This is a genomic window from Amycolatopsis vastitatis, from assembly GCF_002234595.1.
In the GTDB taxonomy this organism is placed as follows: domain Bacteria; phylum Actinomycetota; class Actinomycetes; order Mycobacteriales; family Pseudonocardiaceae; genus Amycolatopsis; species Amycolatopsis vastitatis.
The window spans coordinates 150,797-175,858 of sequence record NZ_NMUL01000016.1; the positions used below are offsets into that span (position 1 = coordinate 150,797).

Genomic DNA, 25,062 nt, shown 5'->3' on the forward strand with positions numbered 1-25,062 from the left:
TGCGCTCAGTCCTCCACCGGCAGCTCGAGTTTCTCGTGCTCGCCGCCGTCGAAGAGCGCCTGACCTTCGAAGGTGGTGTTGGCGAACAGGAATTCGCCGGCCGACCGGGTCCGGGTGAACCGCGTGTCCCCGTGGAAGTGGGCCCACGAGAAGAACGCGCCTTCCGCGAAGACCGACTGGTCGAAGTTCGCGGGCGCGGCGAAGTCCGCGCCGTAGAACCCGGCCCGGCGGGCGAAGGTCGTGCCGCGGATGTGGACCGAGCCGACGAACCGGGCGCGGCTGAAGTCGGCGGCTTCGAGCGTGCAGCCGCTCAACCGGAAGTCGATGAGCACCGCCCGCTGCAGGTCGATCGACATCCCCGGCCAGTACGCCGGTCCGTCGTGGCTCAGGTGCGTCTTGAGCAGTTCCTGCGCGGCCAGCCGGACCTGGAGTTCGGGATCGTCGTGGTCGGCCGTTTCGCGGGCCGCGGTGCCCTTGAGGCCGTGCTTGGGAGCCTTGAACGGCATCCGCAGGTACGCGCACAGCACGTTGACGATCGTCTGACGCTGCTTCGGGTTGTCCTGCCCGAGCCGCTCCAGCGCGTACAGCCCGCCGAGCCGGACCGGCGCCTTGTCACTGCCGAGCTGCTCGACGGCCTTCGTGTACAGCTCGGTGACGCGCCGCTCTTCGAGATCCCGTTCGGTCACGGCCGCGACGCGGGTCGTCTCGGCCAGCTGGAGTTCGAGGGTGCGCTGGCGGCGCGTCGCCAGCCACAGCGCGAACACCCCGCCGGCTCCGGCACCGACGCCGAAGGCCGTCTTGACCGCGTCGATCCGCACCGGCGCGGTCGGCTCCCCGGACCAGGCGAGGAACAGCCACAGCAGCCCGGCGGTGACGGCCGCGACCGCGGCGGCGGTCACGGCGATCCACCGCCACTTGAGGACCGGCAAGGCTAGACGGCGCCGTACTGGCGGTCACCGGCGTCGCCGAGGCCAGGGACGATGAAGCCCGAGTCGTTGAGCCGCTCGTCGATGCTCGCCGTCACCACCCGCACCGGCAGGCCGGTCTTCTCCAGGTGCGCCAGGCCTTCCGGCGCGGCCAGCGCGCAGATGGCCGTGACGTCGTCGGCGCCGCGGTCGGTGAGCAGCCGGATCGTGTACTCCATCGAGCCGCCGGTGGCGAGCATCGGGTCGAGCACCATGACCGGCCGGTCGGCGAGGGACTCCGGCAGCGACTCGAGGTACGGCGTCGGCTTCAGCGTCTCCTCGTCGCGCGCCAGGCCGACGAAGCCCATCTGCGCGTCCGGGATCAGCTTGTGGGCCTGGTCGGCCATGCCCAGCCCGGCCCGCAGCACCGGTACCAGCAGCGGCGGCTTCGCGAGGGTGTAGCCGTCGGTGCGGGCGACCGGCGTGTGGATCCGCGCGGTCTTCACCGGCACGTCGCGGGTGGCTTCGTAGACCAGCATGACGGTCAGTTCGTGCAGCGCGGCCCGGAACGCGGCGCTGTCGGTGCGCGCGTCGCGCATCGTGGAGAGCCGGGCCTTCGCGAGGGGGTGATCGACGACGTGCACATCCATGCGGGTCAACTTAGCCGGTGAGCGGTTCGGCGTCCCTCCCCAGTTCGTAGAGGTTGACGGCCTCGAAGAAGTGCCCGACGACCGGGGCCAGCTTCTCCCCAGGCCACTCGGGCACGGAGTGGGCGTAGTCGCCCGGCTCGATCACCAGGGTGAGCTTCCAGTTCGCGTACACGCCGTTGAGGGTCCAGGTCCGGTCCATGCGTTTCTTCTTTTCGAGCATGACCAACCCTGGTTTCTTGCCACCGGCGCACGCAACTGTTCAACCGGGTGAGCGATCTTCCTTGCCGCTGTGGCAAGCGGCGAAGGTGTCCGCATGGCCAAGAACAAGCGGGTGTCGGTGCGGCAGCGAAGGGTCTCCGCGGAGCTGCGGACCCTCCGCATCGCGGCGGGCCTGACCTGCCTGGACGTGGCGAAAGCGCTCGACTGCTCCGAGAGCAAGATCAGCCGGATGGAGACCGGCGACCGGGGGCTCTACGCGGATGACGTGTCGGCGATCCTGGGGCTGCTGCGCGTGCCGGGGGCGAAGCGGACCGAGCTGCTGGCCCTGGTCAGGGAGGGTGAGGAGAGGAACTGGCACGAGATTCATGGCAAGCTGCCGACGAATTGGAAGGACCTGATCCGCTTCGAAACCGAGGCGACGGCCATCCGGAACTACGAGCCAACACTCTTCCCCGGATTGGCGCAGGTCGCCGATTACTCGCGCGCGATCATCAGCGGAGCGAACCCCAAGCTGACCAGCGCCGAAATCGACACTTTGGTCGCCACACGCATGACTCGCCAGGTGATCTTCAGCCGCCACCCCGCACCAATCATCCACCTGATCGTGGATGAGACCGTGTTGACCAGGCCCGCGTGCTCTCCCGAGATCATGCGTGCGCAACTGCGGCACTTGCTCAATCTCAACGAGCGCAGCATGGTGACGATTCAGGTCGTACCGTTTCGCACGAAGGCGCATCCCGGCTTGACCGGCCCATTCGTGCTGCTCGATTTCGAGTCGAACCCGTCGGTTGCCTACATGGACAGCTGCGGAACGAGCAGTTTTCTCGAGGAGGACCAGCAGATCGAGCGTGTTAAGGTTGCGTGGCAAGGCATTCGCGCCGTCGCGCTGTCACCTGAAGAGTCGATGAGGCTCGTTGCCAGCGCCCTCGGCGAGCTGACCGGCCAGGAGGAAGTTCCATGATCGCCCAGGGCGCCTGGCGCAAAAGCAGCTACAGCAGCGACCAGGCCAACTGCGTCGAGGTGACCAGCCCCACCTCCTCCAGCACCACCGTCGGCGTCCGGGACACCAAGGACCGCGAGGGCGGCCACCTGGCCGTCCCCGCTTCCGCCTGGGCCGCCTTCCTCAGCTCTGCCGCGCGAACCAGCTGACCCAGCGTCGCTGCCAGGGCGTTTCGACCGCCCGTTCGTGGTAGTGCTCGCGCACCCACGCGACGGCATCCTCGGCCGGCACCCCCGACAGGGTCGCCAGGCAGGCCATCACCGTGCCGGTCCGGCCCGCGCCGCCGTAGCAGGCGACTTCGACGGTTTCGGTCTTCGCCCGTTCGTGGAGGGCCTTGATCTGCCTGCGGGCCGTCCCGGGGTCGGTCGGCAGCAGGAAATCCGGCCAGTTAACCCACTCGTGCGGCCAGGTGAGGCCGCCGCCGTGCTTGCGCCGCAGCCGGCTCGTCCCCAGGTAGAGCCCGAAATCCGGCTCAGCTTCGTCCGGCCGCGGGCGACCCAGCCCGCGGCCGCGGACCCGGACGCCGTCCGGGAATTCGACCGTAGTTGACCCCATGGCCCCAGTGTCCTCCGGAAGATGGACACACCGGGTGGTTTTCGCCGATAGGCTGCGCCGGGTGAGCGAACTGACGCCCGACCAGATGCGGGCCTCCGACGCCGATCGCGAGCGCGTCGCCCAGGTGCTGCACAACGCCCTCTCCGAAGGGCGGATCACGGTCAACGAGCTGGAAGAGCGGCTGACGACGGTCTACGCGGCGAAGACGCTCGGCGAGCTGAAGCCGGTGACGGTGGACCTGCCTCTCACGAGCGCGGCCGTCGAACCGGCGATGACGAGGGCCGTGGGCTACCCGGACCAGCGCATCGGTGGCCACCCGGGCTCCCCGGTGTCGATCGGTGTGATGTCCGGCGCGGTCCGCAAGGGCAGCTGGGTCCTGCCCCCGCAGCACAACAGCTTCGCGTTCTGGGGCGGCGCGGAGATCGACCTCCGCCAGGCCCGCTTCGCGGACAAGAACAGCACGATCACCGCGGTCGCCATCATGGGCGGCATCCAGATCACGGTCCCGGACGACATCAACGTGGACGTCACAGGCATCGGATTCATGGGCGGGTTCGTGCTGGAGGACAAGTCGGGCGCACCCCCGGCCCCGCCGACGGCCCCGACGGTGAAGATCAACGGGCTGGCCTTCTGGGGCGGGGTCGTCGTGTACCGGAAGCCGGCCAAGCGCGTGGAGCCGCCGCAGATCGAAGGAGCCTAGAGCAGCCCGGCGAGGTCGATGTTCACCGTGAAGGGGTCGGTCACGGTGAACGGCCCGTCGTGCACAGCAGCGGGCGCGTAGGTCTTCGTGGTCGGGTCCAGCTGGTAACGGAACACGCGGAGCTTCTCGGGGTCGTCGGTGTTCTCGACGCGCCAGAAGTGCTTGATTCCGCCGGCCGCGTACTCGCCCGGCTTGTCGATCTGGTCCGCGGTGACCGAACCGGGTGACATGACCTCGACCACGAGTACGCAGTACTCCGGTCTGAGTACGACCTCGTCAGGCAACGCCGAGTCGTACACCACGATGTCCGGCCGCCGGTTGAGCAGCGGTACGTCACGCAGCCGGAGGTCGACGTCGGTGGAAACCCCGAACTCCGGGCCGCAAGCATCCTCGAAGGCATGTGCCAGGCGCCGAGCGAAGTTCTGGTGCGAACGGCGCGGGGACGGGTTCACGAGGATGGCTCCATCGACGATCTCGATGCGACGGCAGACTTCTTCTGGTAACGCATCGTAGTCGTCTGCGCTCAGTCCGGATGCCGACAGTAACATCCAGTCCGGTAGAGCGGTCATGGTCTCAGCCCCGATCGCCACCGCCAGGTTCGCTTTCAATAAGCATCAGACTAACCGAAGCTAGCGCTAGCCCTGGCCACTGATCGGTAACCACGCTCGTACTGTCGGGACCACACTGTCAGACCCGCCGCCTAGACTCAGGCTCATGACAGCCACGACCAGCACGTCAGCGGCGCCGGCCACCCCGGCACCGCTGGCGGACGCGACTCGCGACGACGCGAGCCTGCGCCGCTTCCTGCTCGGGCTGCCCGGTGTCGACCAGGTCGGCGTCGAGCAGCGCGCGGCGGGCCTCGGCACGCGCAGCATCAAGAAGGACGCCAAGCGGTGGGCCATCGACACCGCCATCTCCATGGTCGACCTGACCACGTTGGAGGGCGCCGACACCCAGGGCAAGGTCCGGGCGCTGGCCGCGAAGGCGGTCCGGCCCGATCCCGAACGCCAGGACACCCCGCGCGTCGCCGCCGTCTGCGTGTACCCCGATCTGGTCGCCACGGCCGTCGAAGCGCTCAAGGGCAGCGGGGTGCACGTCGCGAGCGTCGCCACCGGCTTTCCCGCCGGGCGCACCAGCCGTGACATCAAGCTGGCCGACACGAAGATCGCCGTCGACGCCGGTGCGCACGAAGTCGACATGGTGATCGACCGCGGTGCCTTCCTCGAAGGCCGGTACATGGACGTCTTCGAAGAGATCCAGGCGATCAAAGAAGCCTGCGGCGACGCCCACCTGAAGGTCATCCTCGAGACCGGTGAACTGGCGACCTACGACAACGTGCGGCGCGCGTCGTGGCTGGCGCTGCTGGCCGGCGGCGACTTCATCAAGACCTCCACCGGCAAGGTCTCCCCCGCCGCGACGCTGCCGGTCACCCACATCATGCTGCAGGCCGTCCACGACTGGCACGTCCAGACCGGCGAGCTGCGCGGCGTCAAGCCCGCGGGCGGCATCCGGACCACGAAGGACGCGATCAAGTACCTGGTCGCCGTGCACGAGGTCGCCGGCGAGCAGTGGCTGACCCCGGACCTGTTCCGCTTCGGCGCGTCCAGCCTGCTCAACGACCTGCTGCTGCAGCGCCGCACCCAGGTGGACGGCCACTACAGCGGCCCCGACTACGTGACGGTGGACTGATGCCTGTTTTCGAGTACGCACCGGCGCCGGAGTCGCGCGCCATCGCGAACCTCAAGGACTCCTACAAACCCTTTGTCGACGGCGAATTCGTCGACGGCTCGGGTGAGCCGCTGAAGACGATCAACCCGGCCACCGAAGAGGTCCTCGCCGAGGTCGGCACCGCGTCGAAGTCCGATGTGGACATCGCGGTCAAGGCCGCGCGCAAGGCCTACAACGGCGTCTGGTCCAAGATGCCGGGCACCGAGCGGGCGAAGTACCTCTTCCGCATCGCGCGGCTGATCCAGGAACGCTCGCGCGAGCTGGCCGTGCTGGAGAGCCTGGACAACGGCAAGCCGATCAAGGAGTCGCGCGACTCCGACGTCCCGACCGCCGCCGCGCACTTCTTCTACCACGCCGGCTGGGCGGACAAGCTGGACTACGCGGGCTACGGCCCGAACCCCAAGCCCCTCGGCGTCGCGGGCCAGATCATCCCGTGGAACTTCCCGCTGCTGATGCTGGCCTGGAAGATCGCCCCGGCGCTGGCCACCGGCAACACCGTGGTGCTGAAGCCGGCCGAGACGACGCCGCTGACCGCGCTGGTGTTCGCCGAGATCTGCCAGCAGGCCGAGCTGCCGCCGGGCGTGGTGAACATCCTGCCGGGCGCGGGCGACATCGGCGCGTCCCTGGTGGAGCACGCCGACATCGACAAGATCGCGTTCACCGGCTCGACCGAGGTCGGCAAGGCGATCCAGCGCCAGGTCGCGGGCACGCCCAAGAAGCTGACGCTGGAGCTGGGCGGCAAGGCCGCGAACATCGTGTTCGAGGACGCGCCGCTCGACCAGGCGATCGAGGGCATCGTCAACGGCATCTTCTTCAACCAGGGCCACGTCTGCTGCGCGGGCTCGCGGCTGCTGGTGCAGGAATCCATCGCCGAAGAGGTGCTGGAGAAGCTGCGCTACCGCGTCTCGACGTTGCGGATCGGCGACCCGCTGGACAAGAACACCGACATCGGCGCCATCAACTCGGCCGAGCAGCTCGCCAAGATCCGCGGGCTCGTCGAATCGGGTGACGCCGAGGGCGCGCAGCGCTGGACCAGCCCGTGCCCGGTGCCGGACCGCGGGTTCTTCTTCGCCCCGACGGTGTTCGCGAACGTCCAGCAGTCGATGCGGATCGCGCGCGAGGAGATCTTCGGCCCGGTGCTGTCGGTGCTGACGTTCCGCACCCCGGACGAGGCCGTGGCGAAGGCGAACAACACGCCGTACGGGCTTTCGGCGGGCATCTGGACCGAAAAGGGCTCCCGGATCCTGTGGATGGCGAACCAGCTGCGCGCCGGCGTGGTGTGGGCCAACACCTTCAACCGCTTCGACCCCGCCGCACCGTTCGGCGGCTACCAGGAATCCGGCTTCGGGCGCGAAGGCGGCCGCACCGGGCTGGAGGCTTACCTGAATGTCTGACCGAATCTCCGTCGCGAAGACGTACAAGCTGTACATCGGCGGCAAGTTCCCGCGTTCGGAGTCCGGCCGGGTGTACCCGGTGACGGACGCGAAGGGCAGGTTCCTGGCGAACGCGGCCCACGCGTCCCGCAAGGACGTCCGCGACGCGGTGGTGGCGGCCCGCAAGGCCTTCCCCGGCTGGTCGGCGGCGACGGCGTACAACCGCGGCCAGGTGCTCTACCGGGTGGCCGAGGTGCTGGAAGGCCGCCGCGACCAGTTCGTCGCCGAGGTGTCGGCGTCGGAAGGCCTGGCCGCGAAGAAGGCGGAGTCCATTGTGGACGCGGCGATCGACCGCTGGGTCTGGTACGCGGGCTGGACGGACAAGATCGCCACGGTCCTCGGCGCGGCGAACCCGGTGGCGGGCCCGTACTTCTCGTTCACGGTCCCGGAGCCGACGGGCGTCGTGGGCGTCCTGGCGCCGCAGAGCTCCTCCCTGCTGGGCCTGGTCGAGGTCCTGGCCCCGGTCCTGGCGACGGGCTCGACGGCGGTGGTGGTCTCGAGCGCGGAACGGCCGCTGCCGGCGATCACGCTGTCGGAGGTCCTGGCCACCTCGGACGTCCCGGGCGGCGTGGCGAACATCCTCACGGGCCACGCGTCGGAGCTGGGCCCCTGGCTGGCCTCGCACGGCGACGTCAACGCCCTGGACCCGACGGGAGCCGCCCCGGCGGACCGCCCGGACCTGGCGCGCGAAGCGGCGAACACCGTGAAGCGGGTCTTGACGGTCCCCGCGGCCGAGCCGGACTGGACGACGTCCCCGGACCTCACGCGGCTGCGGAGGTACCTGGAGGCGAAGACGGTCTGGCACCCGCTGGGCGTGTGAGACCACGAGCGAGCGGCCGCTGCCCGGGCGAAACCCGGGTGGCGGCCGCTAGCTCATCGTCACCGAGAAGTCCGTCAGCGTGAACCGCGCCTTCCCGCCGCCGGTGGAGCAGAACTCGATGCCGTAGCCGATCTGGTTGACCGTCGGGTTCGGCGGGATCAGGCCCTTGCCGATCGCCCACGCGATCATCGCCTTCAGGTCGAGGTCCCCCGAATACTGCGCCGCCCGCGAAACGAACGCCACGTACCCGTCGGTGTCCGCCCAGACGTCGTACGTCGCGCCGCCGGCCGTGTAGGTCGTCAGCTTGTCGCCGGACGGGACCTGCTTGCGGTTCTCCGTCCACACCATCAGCTCCGAGACGCCCTTGCCGTCACCGACGCCGTTCAGCCACAGGTCGTACGCCACGTCGTACACGCCGACGCCCGGCCCGCGGCCCGCGAACGTCGATTTGATCACCGAATAGTCGTTGAACGGTTTCCCGTTCTGGTTGTCGATGTCCTTGTGCACGTTCGGATAGGTTTTCACCGACGACGAATCGGGTTGGACGGATTCGACGTACCAGTTGTCGTAGGCGCACGCACGCAACGTTTCCGGGCCCGCTTCACCGGCGTTCCACATGTTGTTGTGGACGTAGTAGCCGCCGTCCGACCAGCCGCCGTCGGGGTCGGTCGTCGTGAACTCCGGGGTGCGGCAGTTCCGCACCGGAGTGGTCGACGGCGGCGCCGGGGTCGACGGAGGCGCAGGTCGGGACGTCGGCGGCGGCGAGGTGGCGGACCCGGCGGAAGAGGGAGCGGTCGAAGAGGTGGGCACCGGAGCGGGCAGCGATGCCGGAGCGGCAGCCGCGCCGTCCACCGGCACGTCTCCGCAGCCCGCGACCGCCAGAAAGGGAATCGCCAACAACACGGCCAGCATTCTTCGTCGCATTTTCCCGCCCGCAGCTGCAATTCCGGCAGAACGAGGCGGAACCCTAACACGAAAATCGGCGGACTCAGTCGGGGTCGAGGTCGTCGGACGTGATCGGACGGCCGGGCAGCGGGGAACCCGGCCGCGAACTGAGGCCGTCGATCATGATGCCGACGCACCGGCGCGCCGCCATCTCCGCGACCTCCGGCGCCTTCGCGCGCATCTGCCGCAACAGCGTCGCCAGCAGGATCGCGATGTCGCCAGCCCCGACGTCCTCGCGAAGCTTGCCCTCGGCCTTCGCCCCGTCGACGAAGCCGTCGAGGACCACCAGGATCTCGTCGCGCAGGCGGCGAACCTCCGGGTCGTTCTTCATGATCACCAGCGCCCGGTGCGACACCATGGCCAGCTGCACGCTCAGCTGCAGCGCCACCGAGTGCCGAAGCAGCCGCTCCAGCGCGCGCCACGGCGACGTCTCCTCGGCGGCGATCGCGCGGGCGTCGCTCAGCACCCGCTCGAAGTTGTCCATCGCGACCGCCCGGATCAGCGCGTCCCGGTCCGGGAACCGGCGGTAGAGCGTGCCGACGCCGACGCCGGCCGCGCGGGCGATCTCCTCCATCGGCGCCTCGGGACCGGAGACGGCGAAGATGCTCTTCGCGGCGGCCAGGATCTGGTCGCGGTTGCGCCGCGCGTCCGCGCGCAGGGTGGTCTCGGGGTCTGCCGTCATGCCGTTCGCCTCTCGCTGGGTCGCGCGAGGTGATTCTCGCATGGTCAGCCGTCCACACACCGGGTCCGCAAGCGGTCACCCGTTAGCTAGTGGACGATGTCCTTCCGCTTCGGTACGTTGGATCAGAGAACCGGAATGTAATCCTCCGCATACTTTCCGTCTGATTCAGGGGGTCCGAAATGACCGAAGTAGCCGAACCTGCCACCGTCGACGCCGTCTTCCCGCTCGAACGCAGCTGTCCGTTCGCACCGCCGCCCGCCTACGAGAAGCTCCGCGAAGCCGGCCCGGTCCACCGCGTCACGATGCAGTCCGGTCAGGAGGCGTGGGCGGTGACGCGGCTCGAGGACGTCCGGCAGATGCTGACCGACCCGCGGTTCAGTTCCGACCGCTTCAACCCCGGCTTCCCGATCCTGACGAAGGCGGGCCGCCAGGTCCGGCGGCCCGGATTCACGCCGTCGCTGATCAACATGGACCCGCCGGAACACGGCGCCGCCCGGCGCGAGGTCGTCGGCGAGTTCACCGTCAAGCGGATGAAGGCCCTGCAGCCGCGGATCCAGCAGATCGTCGATGAGCACATCGACGCGATCCTGGCCGGCCCGAAGCCCGCCGACCTCGTCTCGGCGCTGTCCCTGCCGGTGCCGTCGCTGGTCATCTGCGAACTGCTCGGCGTCCCCTACGCCGACCACGACTTCTTCCAGGTGCGCAGCTCGACGCTGCTCAACCGGGAGGTCGACCAGGAGACCCGGGTCAAGGCGGTCGACGAGCTGCAGGAGTACCTCGACCGGCTGGTCGCCACGAAGGAGGCGGAGCCGACCGACGACCTGCTCGGCCGCCAGATCCTCAAGCAGCGCGAAGAGCACGGCGAGGCCCAGCACGACGAGCTCGTCTCGCTGGCCTTCCTGCTCCTCATCGCCGGGCACGAGACGACGGCGAACATGATTTCGCTCGGCACGGTCGCGCTGCTGGAGAACCCGGACCAGCTCGCGATCATCAAGAACGACCCCGGCAAGACCCTCGACGCCGTCGAGGAGCTGCTGCGGTACTTCACGATCGCGGAGTTCGCGACCTCGCGCGTCGCCACCCAGGACGTCGAGATCGGCGGGCAGCTGATCCGCGAAGGCGAGGGCGTGCTCGGGCTGAGCTACTCCGGCAACCGCGACGCCGCCGCGTTCGACAACCCGGACGACCTCGACCTGGAACGCGGCGCTCGCCACCACGTCGCGTTCGGCTTCGGCCCGCACCAGTGCCTCGGCCAGAACCTGGCCCGGATGGAGCTGCAGATCGTCTTCGACACGCTGTTCCGCCGCATCCCGGAGCTCAAGCTGGCCGCGCCGGTCGAGCAGCTGCCGTTCAAGCACGATTCGGCGATCTTCGGTCTCTACTGCCTGCCCGTGACCTGGTGAGGAGCACGCCATGACCGCGCTGCACGAGTTCCCGATGACCCGGACCTGCCCGTTCGCGCCGCCCGCGGCGTACGAGGAGATCCGGGAGAAGGACCCGATCACCCGCGTCGGGCTGCCCGACGGCAGGCAGGCCTGGGTGGTCAGCAGGCACGAAGACGTCCGGACGGTGCTGAACGACCGGCGGTTCAGCGCCGACCGGCAGCACCCGGACTTCCCGCAGCTGGTGCCGGGGTTCCGGCGCCCGGACGACGAGCGCACCATGATCACCATGGACGCGCCCGAGCACGGGCCCGCCCGCAAGGCCGTGCTCGGCGAGTTCACCGTGCGCCGGATGGAGGCGCTGCGGCCGCGGATCCAGGAGATCGTCGACGGGCAGATCGACGCGCTGCTGGCCGGGCCGAAGCCGGGTGACCTCGTCGAGACGCTGTCGCTGCCGGTGCCGTCGCTGGTCATCTGCGAAATGCTCGGCGTCCCCTACGCCGACCACGACTTCTTCCAGACGCACACGACGAAGCTGATCAAGCGCGACACGCCCCCGGTGGAACGGCGGGCGGCCGTCGACGCGGTGCGCGGCTACCTGGCCGACCTCATCGCCGGGAAGGAGGACAACCCGCCGGACGACCTGCTCGGGCGGCAGATCGTCAAGCTGCGCGAAGAGGGCACCTACCGGCGGGCGGCGCTGGCCGCGACCGGGTTCCTGCTGCTGGTGGCGGGCCACGAGACGACGGCGAACATGATCTCGCTGTCCACCGTGGCGTTCCTGCGCAACCCGGAGCAGCTCGCGGCGATCCGGGCCGACCCGGGCAAGACGCTCGACGCGGTCGAGGAGATGCTGCGGTACTTCACGATCGTGGACGCGGCCACGGCCCGGCTGTGCGTCGAGGACATCGAGGTCGGCGGGCAGCTGATCCGCGCCGGCGAGGGCGTGCTGGCCCTGGGCTATTCGGCGAACCGCGACCCGCGGGCGTTCGAGAACCCGGACGAGCTGGACATCGACCGCGGCGCGCGCCACCACGTCGCGTTCGGCTTCGGCCCCCACCAGTGCCTCGGCCAGAACCTGGCCCGGATGGAACTGCAGATCGTCTTCGACACGCTGTTCCGGCGGGTGCCTTCTTTGGAATTGGCCACTTCGGTGGACGACCTGCCGTTCAAGGACGACGCGAACATCTACGGCCTGTACCGGCTGCCGGTGACCTGGTAGAGAACGAACTGCCATCCCACCACAGGAGAGAAGGACCATGAAGATCATCGCGGACACCGGCAAGTGCGTCGGCGCCGGTCAGTGCGTGCTCACCGAGCCCGCGCTGTTCGACCAGAGCGAGGACGACGGCACCGTCATCGTCCTCGACGACCAGCCCACGGGCGAGCTGGTCGAGAAGGCCCGCGAAGCGGTGCACGTCTGCCCCAGCCAAGCCCTCTCGCTCCAGGAGTGACACGCCGTGAAGGCCACCTCGAGGGGTCGAGGTGGCCTTCACGGGTTACTTGACCGCGCCCATGGACAGGCCGCGGACCAGGTGGTTCTGGGCGATCCAGCCGACGATCATCACCGGCAGCGACGCCAGCAGCGCGGCGGCCGACAGCTGCGCCCAGTACAAGCCTTCGCTGGTGATGAACCCGACGAGGAACACCGGGACCGTGCCGGCCCGGGCCGCGGTCAGGTTGACCGCGTAGAAGAACTCCGTCCAGGAGAAGATCACGCAGATCAGCGCGGTCGCCGCGATCCCCGGCGCGACCACCGGCATGATGATCTTGCGCAGCAGCGTCGGCAGGTTGGCGCCGTCGATCCGGCCCGCTTCGATCATCTCGTGCGGCACCTCGAGGAAGAACGACCGCATCATCCAGATGGCCAGCGGCAGGTTCATCGACGTGTACAGGATGACCAGCGCCCACACCGTGTCGAGCAACTCGGTGTTCTGCGAGATCACGTACAGCGGGATGATCGCCGCCACGATCGGCAGCATCTTCGTCGAGAGGAAGAACCCGAGCGCGTTCGACGTGCCCTTCACCGGCGCCAGCGACAGCGCGTACGCCGCCGGGACGCCGAAGAGCAGCACCAAGGCCGTCGACAGGATCGTGACGAACGCCGAGTTCGACAGGTACGGCAGGAACCCGCCGCTCAGGACGTTCCCGAGCTGCTCGAACGTCGGCGTGAAGAACAGCTTCGGCGGGTCGGTGTAGGCGTCCGCCTCCTGCTTGAACGCCGTGAGGATCATCCACAGCAGCGGGAAGACGAACAGGATCGCGATGATCCAGGTCGCGACGGTCAGCGACCCCTTGCCGTAAGCCCGCTTGCGGGGCGCGACGGTGGTCATTTGATCCCTCCGCTCACCGAGAACGTGCGGAACATCAGGCGCAGCGCGAAGGTCGCGACGATCATCGTCAGGATCACCACGATCACGCCCATCGCCGAGGACTGGCCGACGTCGAAGCCCTCGAACGCGCGCTGGTAGATGTAGTACGGCAGGTTGGTGCTCGCCGTGCCCGGGCCGCCCTGGGTCATCAGGAAGATCGCGTCGAAGCTGTTCACGATGTAGATCGCGCCCAGCAGGGTGGCCAGCTGCAGGAACCGGGACAGGTGCGGCAGCGTGATGAAGACGAACGTCCGCCAGCGGCCCGCACCGTCCACATTGGCCGCTTCGAGCACGTCCTTGGCCTGGCTCTGCAGGCCGGCCAGGATGAGCAGCATCATGAACGGCGTCCACTGCCACACGATCTGGGCCATCACCGAAGCCAGCGGGAACTCCGACAGCCAGTCGACGTCGGTGCCGAAGACGAAGTGCAGCAGCCCGTAGGTCGGGTCGAACATCGTCGTCTTCCACAGCAGCGCGCCGGCCGCCGGGAGGATGAGGAACGGCGTGATCAGCAACGTCCGGACGACGCCGCGGCCGAGGAACTTGCGGTCCAGCAGGATCGCCAGGCCGAGGCCGAGCAGCAACGCGACGAACACGCACACCACGGTCAGCAGCACCGTGTTGAGCAGGGCGACCAGGAACGTCGTGTCACTGAAGACGTCGATGTAGTTGTCCAGGCCGACGAAGTGCCGCGACCCGGGCCGGACCAGGTTCCACGACTGGAACGAGTAGAACACGGTGAGCAGGAACGGCAGCTGCGTCACCGCGATGACGAAGATCAGCGCGGGCAGCAGCGGCAGCCGTCGCTTGGCCGCCGTGCTCAGGCCACGTTTCTCTTCGACCTTCGCCCGCGAGGTGGAGGTGGGGGTGGATACGGAGAGCGTGGACATCACTGCACCGCCTTGTACGAATCGCCCACGGTTTGCGCGTAGTCCTGGGACTGTTTCAACGCGTCTTCGACGGATTCACGGCCGGCGATCGCCGCCGACAGCTGCTGGCTCACCCGCGTGCCCAGGTCCTGGAACTCGGGGATGCCGACGAACTGGATGCCGGGGTAGGGCACCGGGTTCGCCATGACCTTCTGCTGGTTCGCGTCCGCGATGCCGTCGAGCGTCGGCTTCGCGTAGGCCGCGGCGGCCTTGGCGTAGTCGGGGATGGCGTACGTCGACTGGCGGACACCCGGCGGGACGCGGTTCCAGCCGTAGGTCTGGCCGACCTTCTGCACGTACGCCTTGTCGGTCATCCAGGCCATGAACTTCCAGGCCGCGTCCTTGTCCTTGGCCACCTTGGGGATGCCGAGCGCCCAGGTGTAGAGCCAGCCGCTGGCCTGCGTCTTGACGACCGGCGCGGGCGCGTACCCGGACTTGCCGACGATCTTGCTGCTGGCGGGGTCCTCGTTGGTGCCCGCCATGACCGTCGCGTCGTACCACATCGCCGCGTTGCCCTGGGTGTAGCGGGTGCCGCACTCGGAGAACCCGGCGCTGGAGGCGCCGACTTCACCGTGCTCGCGGATCAGGTTGACGTAGAAGTTCGCGGCCTGCGCGAACTCCGGAGACGTCAGCTTGGCGTTCCAGTCCTTGTCGAACCACTGCGCGCCGAAGGTGTTGGCCACAGTCGTGAACGGCGCGAGGCTCTCGCCCCAGCCGGGCTTACCGCGCAGGCAGATCCCCGCGACGCCCGCCGCCTTGTCGTCGAGCTTCGCGGCGAAGTCCGCGATCTGCTGCCAGGTCGGCTTGGCCGGCATGGTGATCCCGGCCTTCTGGAAGAGGTCCTTGCGGTAGGCCAGGAACGACGATTCGCCGTAGAACGGCACCGCGTACATCTGGTTCTGGTACGACAGCGACTGCTTGATGCTGGGGATGAAGTCGCCTTCGTCGTAGCCCGGGGTGGCCGCCATGTGCGGTTCGAGGTTCTCGAGCCAGCCGTTGGCCGCCCACTGCGGGGCCTCGTAGTTGCTGATCATGACGACGTCGAACTCGCCGCCCTCGGTGGCGGTCGACGCGGTGATCTTCGCGCGAGCCTGGTTTTCCGGCAGGGAGACGAACTTCAGGCTGATGCCGGTGGCCTTCTCGAACTCCGGCGCGAGCGAGATCGCGTCCTTCATCTGCGGGTTGGACACGATGGCGATGACGAGCGTCGAGTTACCAGTGCCGATCGAGCCGGCTCCTGCGCAGCCGGTGACCAGCAGCGACGTCGCCGCGAAGAGGGTGAGGAGCTTACGCACGGCCACCTCCGGGGAGGACCTGCACCTTGAGGCCCGAGCCGCTGCGCATCTTGGCCAGCGCCTCGGGGTACTGCTCCAGCGGCAGGGTGTCCGTGAGCAGCGAGTCCGTGTCGATCGCGCCGCTCGCGACCAGGTCGAGCGCGGCGCCGAAGCTGTGCAGCACGGCCATCGAGCCGACGACGGTGATCTCGTCGTTGTAGATGCGGAACGGCGAGAGCGCGACGCGCGCTTCGGCCGGGGCGACGCCGAAGACGAGCAGCCGTCCCCCGCGCCGGATCGCGTCGAAGGCGGCTTCGATGGCGGGCGCGGCGCCGGTGCAGTCGACGGCGACGTCGAACTTCTCGCCGTTCAGGTCGCTGACGTCCTTTGCGGTGGCGACGGCACCGAGGCTCGTCGCCCGGGGCAGCCGGGCTTCGTTGCGGTCGACCACCGTGACCTGCGCGCCCGAGCGCTGCAGCAGCTGCTGCATGATCAGGCCCATGGTCCCGGCGCCGACGACGAGAAAGTGCTCACCGGCCTCGACGCCGACGCGGCGGACGCCGTGCACCGCACAGGAAACGGGTTCGACCAGCGCGCCCTGCTCCCAGGTCATCGAGTCGGGCATGCGGTAGCAGGTGGACGACGGGACGGCGACGTACTCGGCGAAGGCGCCGTCGACGGTGTCACCGGTGGCGCCCCAGTTCGCGCAGAGGTTGCCGTGGCCGGCGCGGCACGGGCCGCAGTAGCCGCAGAACAGGGACGGGTCGACGGCGACGCGGTCGCCGATCTTCCACTCGCCCGGCACGTCCGCGCCGAGCTCGACGATCTCCCCGGCGAACTCGTGCCCGGGGACGATGGGGTACGGCGTGGGCGGGAAGTGCCCGTCCGCGATGTGCAGGTCGGTGCCGCAGATGCCGCACGCTCCGACCTTGACGACGACCTGACGTTCCCCGGGTTTCGGATCGGGCACCTCGCCGACCCTGATCTCACCGGGCCGGTCGACGATGGCGGCACGCATGCCTCGCCCCTTTCTCGCGCTCAGATGAGCAACGTTGACCTATCGCGACGAGAAGATGTGAAGGCATTACAGGTCTGACGTCGGTATTACGTCAACCTTTCGGCGGGATTTCGCGCTATTATGCTCATATGAGCGCCTCTCGTAAGGGTTCTTCGCTCACTGAAGCGATGCTGCTCGCCACCGTCGCCCGGCGCTTCTACGTGCAGGGACGCTCCAAACTGGAGATCGCCGACGAGTTCGGCGTCAGCCGGTTCAAGGTGGCGCGGATGCTCGACACCGCCATGGAGTCCGGCCTGGTCAGGGTGGAGTTCTCCCTGCCGGCGCCGGTCGATCTGGCCCTGTCGGACGAGGTGCGCTCGGCGTACGGCCTCGAGCGGGCACTGGTGCTGGAACGCTCAACCGAGCGCGAGCCGAAGGAGGTCGTCCGCGCGAAGATCGGGGCATTGGCGGCGCGGCTGCTGGAGGAGATCGCGGTTCCGTCGGACGTCATCGGGCTGTCGTGGGCGCGGTCGGTGAACGCGATGACCGAGGCGATCCGGTCGCTGCCGCGGTGCCCGATCGTCCAGCTCTGCGGGGTCCAGGCCGGGATGGACATGCGCGGGCGGTCGGTCGAGACGGTCAGCCGCGTGACATCGGTGTCCGGCGGCGACGCGTACCCGATCTTCGGCCCGCTGGTGCTGCCCGACCGCCGCACGACGGAGACGCTGCGACGTCAGCCCGGCATCGCGGAGACGTTCGGCCAGTTCCGCAACCTGACGAAGGCGGTGGTCAGCATCGGCTCGTGGCAGCCGGGCGAGTCGACGGTGTACGACGCGCTGGACGAGACCGAGCGCGCGGCGATCGCGGCCCGCGGCGCGACGGCGGAGGTCGCGGCCCGGCTGTTCGACGCGTCGGGAAACGCTCTCTCCACCGGCTTGGCCCACCACGTCCTGGCGATCAGCCACGAGGAGCTGATGGCGGTCCCCGAGGTGATCGCCCTGGGCTACAGCAGGCCCAAAGCCGCGGCGGTGGACGCAGTCCTCCGCTCCGGCATGGTCTCGACCCTCATCACCGACGCCGCAGCCGCCGTCCCTTTGCTGGCTCTGGTGGCGAAGAACCCCGTGATGCCCCGCTGATCACGCGAGATCCGGGTTGCGGCCCTACTCCCCCCGGCCGTACGGCCGCCTCCGCGGCGTACTCCGGCGGGTGCAAACCGAGTCTCGGGTTCGACGTCACCGCAGGACTGCTGCTCGGCTACCCGCACATGGTTACCGTTCGGTTCCTTCCGGGGTTCCTACCGTCGTGCTGGTACAGCCAAGCACAAGGAGGAAGCATGCGGATCGGGATCTTCGGCACGGGCGGGATGGCGGACGCGCTCGGCACGCAGTGGGCGCGCGCCGGTCACGAACTGATGGTGAGCGGCCGTTCCGACCCGGGCGCGCTGGCCGCGCGGCTCGGCGCGCCCACCGGAACCTGGCGTGAGGCGGCCGCTTTCGCGGACGTGCTGCTCCTGGCCGTCCCCGGGTTGTGGTTCGCGGGCGAAGACGCCCAGGCGACCTTGACCCCGGTGAGCTGAGCGTCAGACGCCGTATTCGATGGCGGTGGCGTTCGGGCTCGCCAGCAACGCGTACTCCACCATCGATGCGGCCGACGCGGCCGGGGCGAGACCGACGACCACCACCGCGCCGAAGAACATCCCGGCCAGTACGCGCTTGAAGTTCCCCATGGTCCCTCCCAGGTTCCGAAGCCTCCACGCTAACGCGGAAACCACGCCACGGGACTACGCCGTTGAGCGCAACCCGGCAGTCAGTGCGCGCCCACCCCGGTCACCCGGACCACCGCCATCCCGGCCTCGTCCGACGCGGCCAGGTCGACCTCGGCGCTGATGCCCCAGTCGTGGTCGCCCGCCGGGTCGTCGAAGATCTGCCGCACCTTCCAGACGTCCGGCTGCTGCTCGATCATCAGCAGCGCCGGGCCGCGCGCGTCCGGGCCGGTGCCGAGCGAGTCGTACTCCTCGAAGTAGTCCTCGATGGCGTCTTCCCACGCGTCGGCGTCCCAGCCCGACTCCGCGTCCAGCTCGCCGAGCACGTTCCACGCCCGCCGCCCGAACAGCTCGACCCGGCGGAACAGCTCGTTGCGGACCAGGACGCGGAACGCGCGTTCGTTGCGGGTGACGCCCGGCGGCGGCTCGGGCGGCCGGTGCGACACCGGGCCTTCTTCCGTCGGGTGCCGCAGCGCTTCCCACTCGTCCAGGAGACTCGAGTCGACCTGGCGGACGAGTTCGCCGAGCCACTCGATGAGGTCCTGCAGCGCCTCGGTCTTCGCTTCGTCCGGGACCGTGTGGCGCAGCGCGTCGTAGACGTCGGCGAGGTAGCGCAGCACCAGGCCCTCGGACCGGGCGAGCTGGTAGAAGCCGACGTACTCGACGAAGTTCATCGCGCGCTCGTACATGTCCCGCACGACCGACTTCGGCGACAGCTCGTAGTCGGCGACCCAGGGGTGGCCCTGCCGGTAGCTGTGGAACGCGCCCTGCAGCAGCTCTTCGAGCGGCTTCGGGTAGCTGACGTTCTCGAGCAGCTCCATGCGCTCGTCGTACTCGATGCCTTCGGCCTTCATCGCCTGCACGGCCTCGCCGCGTGCCTTGAACTGCTGCTGCGAGAGCACCGGCCGCGGGTTGTCCACTGTGGATTCCACAACGGACACGACGTCGAGCGCGTAGCTCGGCGACTCGAGGTCGAACAGCTCGATCGCGGCCAGCGCGAACGGCGAAAGCGGCTGGTTGAGCGCGAAGTCGAACTGCAGGTCGACGGTGAGCCGGATGATCCGGCCCTGTTCGTCCGGTTCGGACAGTCGTTCGACGACGCCGGCGGCGAGCAGCGCGCGGCAGATCGCGATGGCGCGCAGGATGAGCTTGCGCTGTGACGCGCGGTCTTCGTGGTTGTCCTCGAGCAGGTGCCGCATCGAGTCGAACGCGTTGCCCGGCCGCGAAATCACGTTCAGCAGCATCGAGTGCGTGACCTTGAAGCTGGACGTCAGCGGCTCCGGGTCGGCGGCGATGAGCCGGTCGAACGTGCTCTCGGTCCAGTTGACGAAGCCCTCCGGCGCCTTCTTCCGGACGATCTTCTTTTTCTTCTTCGGGTCGTCGCCCGCCTTCTCCAGGGCCTTGGCGTTCTCGACGACGTGGTCGGGCGCCTGCACGACGACGTAGCCGTCGGTGTCGTAGCCCGCACGCCCGGCCCGGCCGGCGATCTGGTGGAACTCGCGTGCCTTGAGGTGCCGCTGCCGGACGCCGTCGTACTTCGTCAGCGCGGAGAAGACGACGGTCCGGATCGGGACGTTGATGCCGACGCCGAGCGTGTCGGTCCCGCAGATCACCTTGAGCAGCCCGGACTGTGCCAAGGTCTCGACCAATCGCCGGTACTTCGGCAGCATGCCCGCGTGGTGGACGCCGATGCCGTGCCGGACCAGCCGCGAGAGCGTCTTGCCGAACCCGGCCGCGAACCGGAAGTCGCCGATCAGCTCGGCGATGGCCTCCTTCTCGGCCTTCGTGGTGACGTTGATGCTCATCAGCGTCTGCGCGCGCTCGATGGCCGCGGCCTGCGAGAAGTGCACGACGTAGACCGGCGCCTGGCCGCCGTTGAGCAGCTCGGACATGGTTTCGTGCAGCGGCGTCAGCGCGTACCGGAAGGTCAGGGGCACCGGCCGCTGCGCCGACGTGACGACCGCGGTCGGCTTGCCGGTGCGGCGGGTGAGGTCCTTCTCGAAGAAGGACACGTCGCCCAGGGTCGCCGACATCAGGACGAACTGGGCTCCTCGCAGCTCCAGCAGCGGCACCTGCCACGCCCAGCCGCGGTCGGGCTCGGAGTAGAAGTGGAACTCGTCGGCCACGACCTGCCCGACGGGGGCGTCCGCCCCGAACCGCAACGCGATGTTCGCCAGGATTTCCGCCGTGCAGCAGATGATCGGGGCGTCCGGGTTGACGCTGGAGTCGCCGGTCATCATCCCGACGCTGTCGGCGCCGAAGATGTCGATGAGCTGGAAGAACTTCTCCGAAACGAGGGCCTTGATGGGCGCGGTGTAGTAGCTGCGGCGGCCCTGGGCGAGCGCGGTGAAGTGCGCGCCGACGGCGACGAGGCTTTTCCCGGAGCCGGTCGGCGTCGACAGGATGACGTTCGATCCGGAGACGACCTCCATCACCGCCTCCTCCTGCGCCGGGTACAGCTCGATGCCCCGCTCGGCCGTCCAGGTCGTGAAGGCTTCGAAGAGGGCGTCGGGGTCGGGATCCGCAGGCAGGAGGTCTGTGAGAGTCATCAGGCGTCCATCGTGCCATCCGCTCGCCGCAAAGTGGGCAGGGGCGATCGCATCGCGAGTGGGAAACCCGTAGGCTTCGCGGTACCGCGTGTCGACCGGGTGATACTTCCGGTCACGCGCGCACACGGGCGGTACTCCGGAGGGCTTAGGAATGGCACAGGACATCATCCCGATCGAACTCGGCCTGCCGCAGGGCGACGTCGTCACCCTGTGGGCGCCGCGCTGGCGGGAAGACGGCGAGGAGTGGGAAGCGTTCCTCGGCGACGAGGACGACCTGTACGCCTTCCCCGACGCAGCCCACCTGGCCGCCTTCGTCCGCACGTCCGAGCGCCACGACCTGCTCGACCACCCGGCCTGGGACGCCGTGCCCTCGCTGAACGTGCCCGAGCTGATCCCGGACGAGGACCACACCTACGACCTCGTCGGCGTGCCCGAGCTCGTCGCCGAGGAGCCGGACGTCTGGCACATCGCGGAGCTGGCCGAGATCGTCGGCATCGTGCGCTCGCTCGCCGACGTCTGCGACCTCGAAGAGGTTCACGAGATCCTCGACTCGACCGAGGGCTTCTCGCTGCTCGACCAGGGCACGCTGCCGTTCACCGGCGGCGTCGGCGTGCAGGTGTGGAACGACCTGTCCGAGACGGTGTCGCAGAAGTGGGACACCATCCTCGACGCGATCGACGGCCTGGTGACCCAGCCGGAGGTCGACGAGAAGGTGCTGGAGCAGACCGCCGAGGAGCTGGCGGCGTTCCACGAGGAGTCCGCGGAGGCCGAAGCCGGCGCCGAGGGCGAAGAGGACCTCGAGGCCATCGACTCGCTCGACTCCTCGGACGACTCGGAGGAAGACGAGGAAGACCTCCCGGTCGGCTTCTGGGCCGAGGTCGGCATCGACCCGATCAAGATCATCACGTCCGGCGCGGAGTACTACACGCTGCGCTGCTACCTCGACGACGCGCCGGTGTTCCTCGGCAGCGAGGGCGAGATCGACGTGTTCACGTCTCCGGCGGCCCTCGCCCGCGCCCTGGCCGACGGCAAGGAGCTGGCCGACACCGACCTCGCCGACGTGTCCACGTGGGACGAGGTCCTGACGAAGGCGACGGCGGGCGAGCTCGAGATCGAGGTCGACCCGGAGAACACGTACGTGCTGACGGGCCTGGACGCGGACATCGCGGAGGGCCCGGAGGCGATCGACCCGACCCAGCTGGAGCTCGCGGTCGAGCTGATCACGGACGCGGCGGACTGGGCGGGCGACGACTCGGCCGAGACGGCGCTGGCGGGCAACGAGAGCCTGGGCTGGCTGGTGTCGTTCGTGCTCCGCCCGGACCCGACGCGCCTCGAGCCGTCGGCGCCGTTCGACGCGGAGCAGAGCGCGTGGCGCAAGCTGGTGGAGACGTTCGAGAACCGCCTGACGGTCGCCTGAGTTTCTTCCGTTCGAAGGCCGCCTCCTGTAGTCCGGGAGGCGGCCTTCGTCGTGTCGTCCCTCCAATCACGCGAGTCGACTGCTCAATCACGCGTGTCGCCCCTTCAAGCACACGAGCGCCCGGGCTCCGCCGGCATCTCGCGTGAATGGGCGGACATCACGCGTGATTGGAGGGTCATCACGCGTGATTGGAGGGACGACACGGGTCAGTCAGCGGGTTCCGCGCGGGTCGGGACCACCGCGATCGCCAGGGCCGGGAAGATCGCCGCGACGCAGAACGCCAGTGCGTACCTGCTGTCGCCGATCACCAGGCCCAGCAGCGGCGGCGTGAGCGAGGCCGCGACGTTCTGGCCCGTGTTCTGCGTGCCCATCGCGCGGCCCGACCACGCCAGGCCCGCCAGTTCGGCCGACGCCGTGAAGCCGAGGCCGTTGTCGGCGACCGTGATCACCCCGGCCAGCGCGAGCGCCAGCAGCACCAGCCATGGCCACGAAGCATCGCCCAACGCCACCAGGAGCATGACGAAGCAACTCAAGACAGCCAGCTGACGCATCGGGCGGAGACGGCTGCCCACGCGGTCCGACCACCAGCCCGACCCCAGGCGCCCAGCAGCGCCCAGCACCTGGACCGCCGCCAGGTACCAGCCCGCCGTCAGGGGGCTCCAGTGCTGCACCGACACCAGGTACACCGGCGCGAACGCCGACACCGCGAACTGTGGCACCACCAGCAGCGCGCTCGCGCCGTGGACCCGCCACAGCGCCGCGTGCCGGTACGGCGACGGTGGCTTCTCCCCCGTCGCCGGGCGAGGCGGCCGCGGCGGGTCCGTCACCAGCCACGCCACCAGCAGCGCGACGACGATCGCGAGGCCGGCCGGCAGCAGGACGGCCGCGCGGAACCCGAAGTGCGAAGCCAGCGGCGGCAGGCCCAGCGCGGCGACGCCGACGCCGAGCGGCTGGGCCGTCTGGCGGATCCCCATCGCCACGCCGCGCTCGGACTTCGCGAACCAGCCCATCACGACGCGACCGCTCGCCGCGTTCACCGAAGCCGTACAGGCGCCGGCCGTCAAAAACACCCCAAAGAGGAGCCCGACCGGGTGAGTTCCCATCCCGGCGTACACCAGGAGTAACCCCGAAAGGCCCAGGCCGAGGGCCATGATGAGGCGCTCTCCGTAACGGTCCGCAGCCGCGCCCCACACGATCAGGGTAAACAGCAGTCCGATGCTCGGCGCCGCGACGACCGTCCCGGCCTCGGCCAGCGTCAGCCCCTCGGCGGCGCGCATGGCCGGGACCAGGAACGGGATGCCGTAGAGGAACGAGCAGCTCGCGGTCTGCGCGGCGAGGCCGAGCGCGAGGATGAGCCACCGTCGTGAACTCGCCTGCAGCTGCTCACCCGAACCGCCCGTGACCTGCGCCATCTTCGTCACCGTCTCAAATAATGAGAAGAACTTCCTATATAGTGAACGATAGTTGGCATGGCTAAGGACCGCAAGCACGTTGCGGCCCGAAGCGGGGAAGGTCAGGTCAGGGCGGCGTACCCGGGCTTGATGACGTCGTCGATCAGCGCGATCCGGGCGTCGAAATCGATGAACGCGGATTTCATCGCGTTGATGGTGAACCAGCGGAAGTCGTCGATACCATAGCCGAACGTCTCGTGCAGCGCGGCGAATTCGCTGGTCATCGTGCATCCGCTCATCAGGCGGTTGTCCGTGTTCACGGTCACGCGGAAGCGCAGCTTGGCGAGCAGGCCGATGGGGTGCTCGGCGATCGAGCGGACCGTGCCTGTTTGGACGTTCGACGTCGGGCAGATCTCCAGGGGGATGCGGCGGTCGCGGACGTACGCGGCCAACCGTCCAAGGTGGACCGTGCCGTCCGCGTCGGTCTTGACGTCCTCGACGATCCGCACGCCGTGCCCGAGCCGCTCCGCTCCGCAGTGCTGAATGGCCTCCCAAATGGACGGCAAACCGAACGCTTCCCCGGCGTGAATGGTGAAATGCGCATTGTTCTGGCGCAGATATTCGAACGCGTCGAGATTGCGGGTCGGCGGGAATCCGTCCTCGGGCCCGGCGATGTCGAACCCCACCACGCCGGTGTCGCGGTAGCGGACGGCGAGGTTCGCGATCTCGAGCGCGCGGGCGTGCTGGCGCATCGCGCAGAGCAACGTCCCGACCCGGATGCTGCCACCGTTCGCGGCCACCCGCCGTGTGCCCTCCGTGAACCCCGCCTGGACAGCCTCAACCACCGCATCGAGTGACAGACCGCGTTCGACGAACAACTCCGGGGCGTAACGCACCTCGGCGTAGACGACGCCGTCGGCGGCCAGGTCCTCGACCGCCTCCGCGGCGACCCTGACCAGCGATTCCTCCGTTTGCATCACCCCGCAGGTGTGCGCGAAGGTCTCCAGGTAGGAAACGAGTGAGCCGGAGTCGGCCGCACGGCGGAACCAGCTGCCCAGCTCGGCCGGGTCTGTGGTGGGCAGACCGGCGTAGCCGGTGGCGTCGGCGAGCTCGGCGACGGTCGCCGGGCGGAGACCGCCGTCGAGGTGGTCGTGCAGCAGCACCTTGGGTGCGCGGCGGAGTGTCTCGGTGGGCAGAACAGGGCTTTCGTCGGGCATCCCCCAACGGTAACCTCGTTGTCATTCCCCTACATGGCCGTAACTCTCAGGCTCGGGCTAACCCTCAGCGTTGAGGATCATGTCCCGAATCGGCCATCCGGGGGTGGCCTCCGTAATAGCCTCTTCACGGGGGCC

General features: G+C 68.9%; 27 protein-coding genes. 12 read left to right on the forward strand and 15 right to left on the reverse strand.

All coding sequences use genetic code 11. The annotated features are described in order from the left end of the window. Positions 1-5 precede the first annotated feature (5 nt). The 3 genes from CF165_RS18805 to CF165_RS18815 are packed head-to-tail and all read right to left on the reverse strand — an operon-like array spanning position 6 to position 1,775. Positions 6-899: a pentapeptide repeat-containing protein gene (locus tag CF165_RS18805; protein ID WP_093949001.1), complete on the reverse strand. Its 894-nt coding sequence runs from the start codon at positions 897-899 to the stop codon at positions 6-8. Positions 900-931: 32 nt separating this feature from the next. Continuing rightward, on the reverse strand, positions 932-1,555 hold the full coding sequence (gene upp, locus CF165_RS18810) for a uracil phosphoribosyltransferase (protein ID WP_093948840.1): 624 nt from the start codon (positions 1,553-1,555) through the stop codon (positions 932-934). A 10-nt stretch (positions 1,556-1,565) separates the two neighbouring features. Next, positions 1,566-1,775, reverse strand: coding sequence for a hypothetical protein (locus CF165_RS18815; RefSeq protein ID WP_167441504.1), 210 nt, complete (start codon positions 1,773-1,775; stop codon positions 1,566-1,568). Between the two features lie 93 nt (positions 1,776-1,868). Between CF165_RS18815 and CF165_RS18820 the strand changes: the two genes are divergently transcribed. Together CF165_RS18820 and CF165_RS18825 are read left to right on the forward strand one after the other, a co-directional pair. After that, positions 1,869-2,735 carry a helix-turn-helix domain-containing protein gene (locus CF165_RS18820; protein ID WP_093948842.1) on the forward strand — a complete coding sequence of 289 codons (867 nt, stop codon included), beginning with the start codon at positions 1,869-1,871 and terminating at the stop codon, positions 2,733-2,735. Further along, a complete protein-coding gene (locus CF165_RS18825; protein WP_093948843.1) occupies positions 2,732-2,923 on the forward strand; it encodes a DUF397 domain-containing protein in 192 nt (63 codons plus the stop codon). The genes CF165_RS18820 and CF165_RS18825 overlap by 4 nt, the downstream gene beginning before the upstream one ends. Here CF165_RS18825 and CF165_RS18830 read toward each other — a convergent pair. After that, a complete protein-coding gene (locus CF165_RS18830) occupies positions 2,898-3,329 on the reverse strand; it encodes a protein-tyrosine phosphatase family protein (RefSeq protein ID WP_093948844.1) in 432 nt (143 codons plus the stop codon). The genes CF165_RS18825 and CF165_RS18830 overlap by 26 nt on opposite strands. A gap of 85 nt (positions 3,330-3,414) precedes the next feature. On the opposite strand from CF165_RS18830, the gene CF165_RS18835 reads away from it, so the two are divergent. Continuing rightward, the gene (locus tag CF165_RS18835; RefSeq protein WP_205660913.1) at positions 3,415-4,029 is read left to right on the forward strand and encodes a DUF1707 SHOCT-like domain-containing protein; all 615 of its coding nucleotides are present in this window, start codon (positions 3,415-3,417) and stop codon (positions 4,027-4,029) included. Here CF165_RS18835 and CF165_RS18840 read toward each other — a convergent pair. Further along, the gene (locus CF165_RS18840; protein ID WP_093949002.1) at positions 4,026-4,598 is read right to left on the reverse strand and encodes a Uma2 family endonuclease; all 573 of its coding nucleotides are present in this window, start codon (positions 4,596-4,598) and stop codon (positions 4,026-4,028) included. The genes CF165_RS18835 and CF165_RS18840 overlap by 4 nt on opposite strands. 145 nt (positions 4,599-4,743) lie before the next feature. On the opposite strand from CF165_RS18840, the gene deoC reads away from it, so the two are divergent. The 3 genes from deoC to CF165_RS18855 are packed head-to-tail and all read left to right on the forward strand — an operon-like array spanning position 4,744 to position 8,010. Then, positions 4,744-5,718 carry a deoxyribose-phosphate aldolase gene (gene deoC / locus CF165_RS18845; protein WP_093948846.1) on the forward strand — a complete coding sequence of 325 codons (975 nt, stop codon included), beginning with the start codon at positions 4,744-4,746 and terminating at the stop codon, positions 5,716-5,718. Continuing rightward, on the forward strand, positions 5,718-7,151 hold the full coding sequence (locus tag CF165_RS18850) for an aldehyde dehydrogenase family protein (protein ID WP_093948847.1): 1,434 nt from the start codon (positions 5,718-5,720) through the stop codon (positions 7,149-7,151). The genes deoC and CF165_RS18850 overlap by 1 nt, the downstream gene beginning before the upstream one ends. Next, positions 7,144-8,010: an aldehyde dehydrogenase family protein gene (locus CF165_RS18855; RefSeq protein WP_093948848.1), complete on the forward strand. Its 867-nt coding sequence runs from the start codon at positions 7,144-7,146 to the stop codon at positions 8,008-8,010. The genes CF165_RS18850 and CF165_RS18855 overlap by 8 nt, the downstream gene beginning before the upstream one ends. Before the next feature lie 48 nt (positions 8,011-8,058). Here the strand turns inward: CF165_RS18855 and CF165_RS18860 are convergent, their stop codons facing one another. Next, positions 8,059-8,712, reverse strand: coding sequence for a GH12 family glycosyl hydrolase domain-containing protein (locus CF165_RS18860; protein ID WP_240521658.1), 654 nt, complete (start codon positions 8,710-8,712; stop codon positions 8,059-8,061). Between the two features lie 286 nt (positions 8,713-8,998). Beyond that, positions 8,999-9,637, reverse strand: a complete 639-nt coding sequence (locus CF165_RS18865; RefSeq protein WP_093948850.1) for a TetR/AcrR family transcriptional regulator — start codon at positions 9,635-9,637, stop codon at positions 8,999-9,001. Positions 9,638-9,816: 179 nt separating this feature from the next. On the opposite strand from CF165_RS18865, the gene CF165_RS18870 reads away from it, so the two are divergent. From CF165_RS18870 to CF165_RS18880, 3 genes are read left to right on the forward strand one after another with little or no spacing between them, the layout of a single operon-like run. Continuing rightward, entirely contained in the window at positions 9,817-11,040 is a 1,224-nt protein-coding gene (locus tag CF165_RS18870; protein WP_093948851.1) for a cytochrome P450, read from the forward strand. Between the two features lie 10 nt (positions 11,041-11,050). Continuing rightward, positions 11,051-12,241: a cytochrome P450 gene (locus CF165_RS18875; RefSeq protein ID WP_093948852.1), complete on the forward strand. Its 1,191-nt coding sequence runs from the start codon at positions 11,051-11,053 to the stop codon at positions 12,239-12,241. Positions 12,242-12,278: 37 nt separating this feature from the next. Continuing rightward, positions 12,279-12,473, forward strand: a complete 195-nt coding sequence (locus CF165_RS18880) for a ferredoxin (protein ID WP_072474612.1) — start codon at positions 12,279-12,281, stop codon at positions 12,471-12,473. 45 nt (positions 12,474-12,518) lie between these two features. Here the strand turns inward: CF165_RS18880 and CF165_RS18885 are convergent, their stop codons facing one another. From CF165_RS18885 to CF165_RS18900, 4 genes are read right to left on the reverse strand one after another with little or no spacing between them, the layout of a single operon-like run. After that, a complete protein-coding gene (locus tag CF165_RS18885; protein ID WP_093948853.1) occupies positions 12,519-13,352 on the reverse strand; it encodes a carbohydrate ABC transporter permease in 834 nt (277 codons plus the stop codon). Further along, positions 13,349-14,281 (reverse strand): carbohydrate ABC transporter permease, encoded by a 933-nt coding sequence (locus tag CF165_RS18890; protein WP_093948854.1) that lies wholly within the window; start codon positions 14,279-14,281, stop codon positions 13,349-13,351. Before CF165_RS18890 ends, CF165_RS18885 begins: the two co-directional genes overlap by 4 nt. After that, positions 14,281-15,621: an ABC transporter substrate-binding protein gene (locus tag CF165_RS18895; protein ID WP_093948855.1), complete on the reverse strand. Its 1,341-nt coding sequence runs from the start codon at positions 15,619-15,621 to the stop codon at positions 14,281-14,283. The genes CF165_RS18890 and CF165_RS18895 overlap by 1 nt, the downstream gene beginning before the upstream one ends. Further along, positions 15,608-16,612, reverse strand: a complete 1,005-nt coding sequence (locus tag CF165_RS18900; protein WP_093948856.1) for a zinc-dependent alcohol dehydrogenase family protein — start codon at positions 16,610-16,612, stop codon at positions 15,608-15,610. Before CF165_RS18900 ends, CF165_RS18895 begins: the two co-directional genes overlap by 14 nt. Before the next feature lie 128 nt (positions 16,613-16,740). Here CF165_RS18900 and CF165_RS18905 point away from each other — a divergent pair, with 128 nt between their 5' ends. Then, positions 16,741-17,727 (forward strand): sugar-binding transcriptional regulator, encoded by a 987-nt coding sequence (locus CF165_RS18905; protein WP_093948857.1) that lies wholly within the window; start codon positions 16,741-16,743, stop codon positions 17,725-17,727. Positions 17,728-17,924: 197 nt separating this feature from the next. After that, a complete protein-coding gene (locus tag CF165_RS18910; RefSeq protein ID WP_240521659.1) occupies positions 17,925-18,167 on the forward strand; it encodes an NAD(P)-binding domain-containing protein in 243 nt (80 codons plus the stop codon). 3 nt (positions 18,168-18,170) lie between these two features. Here the strand turns inward: CF165_RS18910 and CF165_RS51765 are convergent, their stop codons facing one another. After that, positions 18,171-18,317: a hypothetical protein gene (locus CF165_RS51765; protein WP_167441505.1), complete on the reverse strand. Its 147-nt coding sequence runs from the start codon at positions 18,315-18,317 to the stop codon at positions 18,171-18,173. Between the two features lie 80 nt (positions 18,318-18,397). Then, positions 18,398-20,902 (reverse strand): DEAD/DEAH box helicase, encoded by a 2,505-nt coding sequence (locus tag CF165_RS18915; RefSeq protein ID WP_093948858.1) that lies wholly within the window; start codon positions 20,900-20,902, stop codon positions 18,398-18,400. A 151-nt stretch (positions 20,903-21,053) separates the two neighbouring features. Here CF165_RS18915 and CF165_RS18920 point away from each other — a divergent pair, with 151 nt between their 5' ends. Beyond that, a complete protein-coding gene (locus CF165_RS18920; RefSeq protein ID WP_093948859.1) occupies positions 21,054-22,319 on the forward strand; it encodes a SatS C-terminal domain-containing protein in 1,266 nt (421 codons plus the stop codon). 206 nt (positions 22,320-22,525) lie between these two features. Here the strand turns inward: CF165_RS18920 and CF165_RS18925 are convergent, their stop codons facing one another. Both CF165_RS18925 and CF165_RS18930 read right to left on the reverse strand, forming a co-directional pair. Beyond that, positions 22,526-23,731 carry an MFS transporter gene (locus CF165_RS18925; RefSeq protein ID WP_093949003.1) on the reverse strand — a complete coding sequence of 402 codons (1,206 nt, stop codon included), beginning with the start codon at positions 23,729-23,731 and terminating at the stop codon, positions 22,526-22,528. A gap of 101 nt (positions 23,732-23,832) precedes the next feature. Continuing rightward, a complete protein-coding gene (locus CF165_RS18930; protein WP_093948860.1) occupies positions 23,833-24,927 on the reverse strand; it encodes an adenosine deaminase in 1,095 nt (364 codons plus the stop codon). Positions 24,928-25,062: the final 135 nt, after the last annotated feature.

Coding starts and splice junctions, on each gene's coding strand:
- CF165_RS18820 (WP_093948842.1), top strand. CDS start 1,869: ATGGCCAAGAACAAGCGGGTGTCGGTGCGGCAGCGAAGGGTCTCCGCG.
- CF165_RS18830 (WP_093948844.1), bottom strand. CDS start 3,329: ATGGGGTCAACTACGGTCGAATTCCCGGACGGCGTCCGGGTCCGCGGC.
- CF165_RS18825 (WP_093948843.1), top strand. CDS start 2,732: ATGATCGCCCAGGGCGCCTGGCGCAAAAGCAGCTACAGCAGCGACCAG.
- CF165_RS18905 (WP_093948857.1), top strand. CDS start 16,741: ATGAGCGCCTCTCGTAAGGGTTCTTCGCTCACTGAAGCGATGCTGCTC.
- CF165_RS18915 (WP_093948858.1), bottom strand. CDS start 20,902: ATGACTCTCACAGACCTCCTGCCTGCGGATCCCGACCCCGACGCCCTC.
- CF165_RS18900 (WP_093948856.1), bottom strand. CDS start 16,612: ATGCGTGCCGCCATCGTCGACCGGCCCGGTGAGATCAGGGTCGGCGAG.
- CF165_RS18855 (WP_093948848.1), top strand. CDS start 7,144: ATGTCTGACCGAATCTCCGTCGCGAAGACGTACAAGCTGTACATCGGC.
- CF165_RS18910 (WP_240521659.1), top strand. CDS start 17,925: ATGCGGATCGGGATCTTCGGCACGGGCGGGATGGCGGACGCGCTCGGC.
- CF165_RS18880 (WP_072474612.1), top strand. CDS start 12,279: ATGAAGATCATCGCGGACACCGGCAAGTGCGTCGGCGCCGGTCAGTGC.
- CF165_RS18920 (WP_093948859.1), top strand. CDS start 21,054: ATGGCACAGGACATCATCCCGATCGAACTCGGCCTGCCGCAGGGCGAC.
- upp (WP_093948840.1), bottom strand. CDS start 1,555: ATGGATGTGCACGTCGTCGATCACCCCCTCGCGAAGGCCCGGCTCTCC.
- CF165_RS18875 (WP_093948852.1), top strand. CDS start 11,051: ATGACCGCGCTGCACGAGTTCCCGATGACCCGGACCTGCCCGTTCGCG.
- CF165_RS18870 (WP_093948851.1), top strand. CDS start 9,817: ATGACCGAAGTAGCCGAACCTGCCACCGTCGACGCCGTCTTCCCGCTC.
- CF165_RS18835 (WP_205660913.1), top strand. CDS start 3,415: ATGCGGGCCTCCGACGCCGATCGCGAGCGCGTCGCCCAGGTGCTGCAC.
- CF165_RS51765 (WP_167441505.1), bottom strand. CDS start 18,317: ATGGGGAACTTCAAGCGCGTACTGGCCGGGATGTTCTTCGGCGCGGTG.
- deoC (WP_093948846.1), top strand. CDS start 4,744: ATGACAGCCACGACCAGCACGTCAGCGGCGCCGGCCACCCCGGCACCG.
- CF165_RS18890 (WP_093948854.1), bottom strand. CDS start 14,281: ATGTCCACGCTCTCCGTATCCACCCCCACCTCCACCTCGCGGGCGAAG.
- CF165_RS18815 (WP_167441504.1), bottom strand. CDS start 1,775: ATGCTCGAAAAGAAGAAACGCATGGACCGGACCTGGACCCTCAACGGC.
- CF165_RS18840 (WP_093949002.1), bottom strand. CDS start 4,598: ATGACCGCTCTACCGGACTGGATGTTACTGTCGGCATCCGGACTGAGC.
- CF165_RS18930 (WP_093948860.1), bottom strand. CDS start 24,927: ATGCCCGACGAAAGCCCTGTTCTGCCCACCGAGACACTCCGCCGCGCA.
- CF165_RS18850 (WP_093948847.1), top strand. CDS start 5,718: ATGCCTGTTTTCGAGTACGCACCGGCGCCGGAGTCGCGCGCCATCGCG.
- CF165_RS18865 (WP_093948850.1), bottom strand. CDS start 9,637: ATGACGGCAGACCCCGAGACCACCCTGCGCGCGGACGCGCGGCGCAAC.
- CF165_RS18925 (WP_093949003.1), bottom strand. CDS start 23,731: ATGGCGCAGGTCACGGGCGGTTCGGGTGAGCAGCTGCAGGCGAGTTCA.
- CF165_RS18885 (WP_093948853.1), bottom strand. CDS start 13,352: ATGACCACCGTCGCGCCCCGCAAGCGGGCTTACGGCAAGGGGTCGCTG.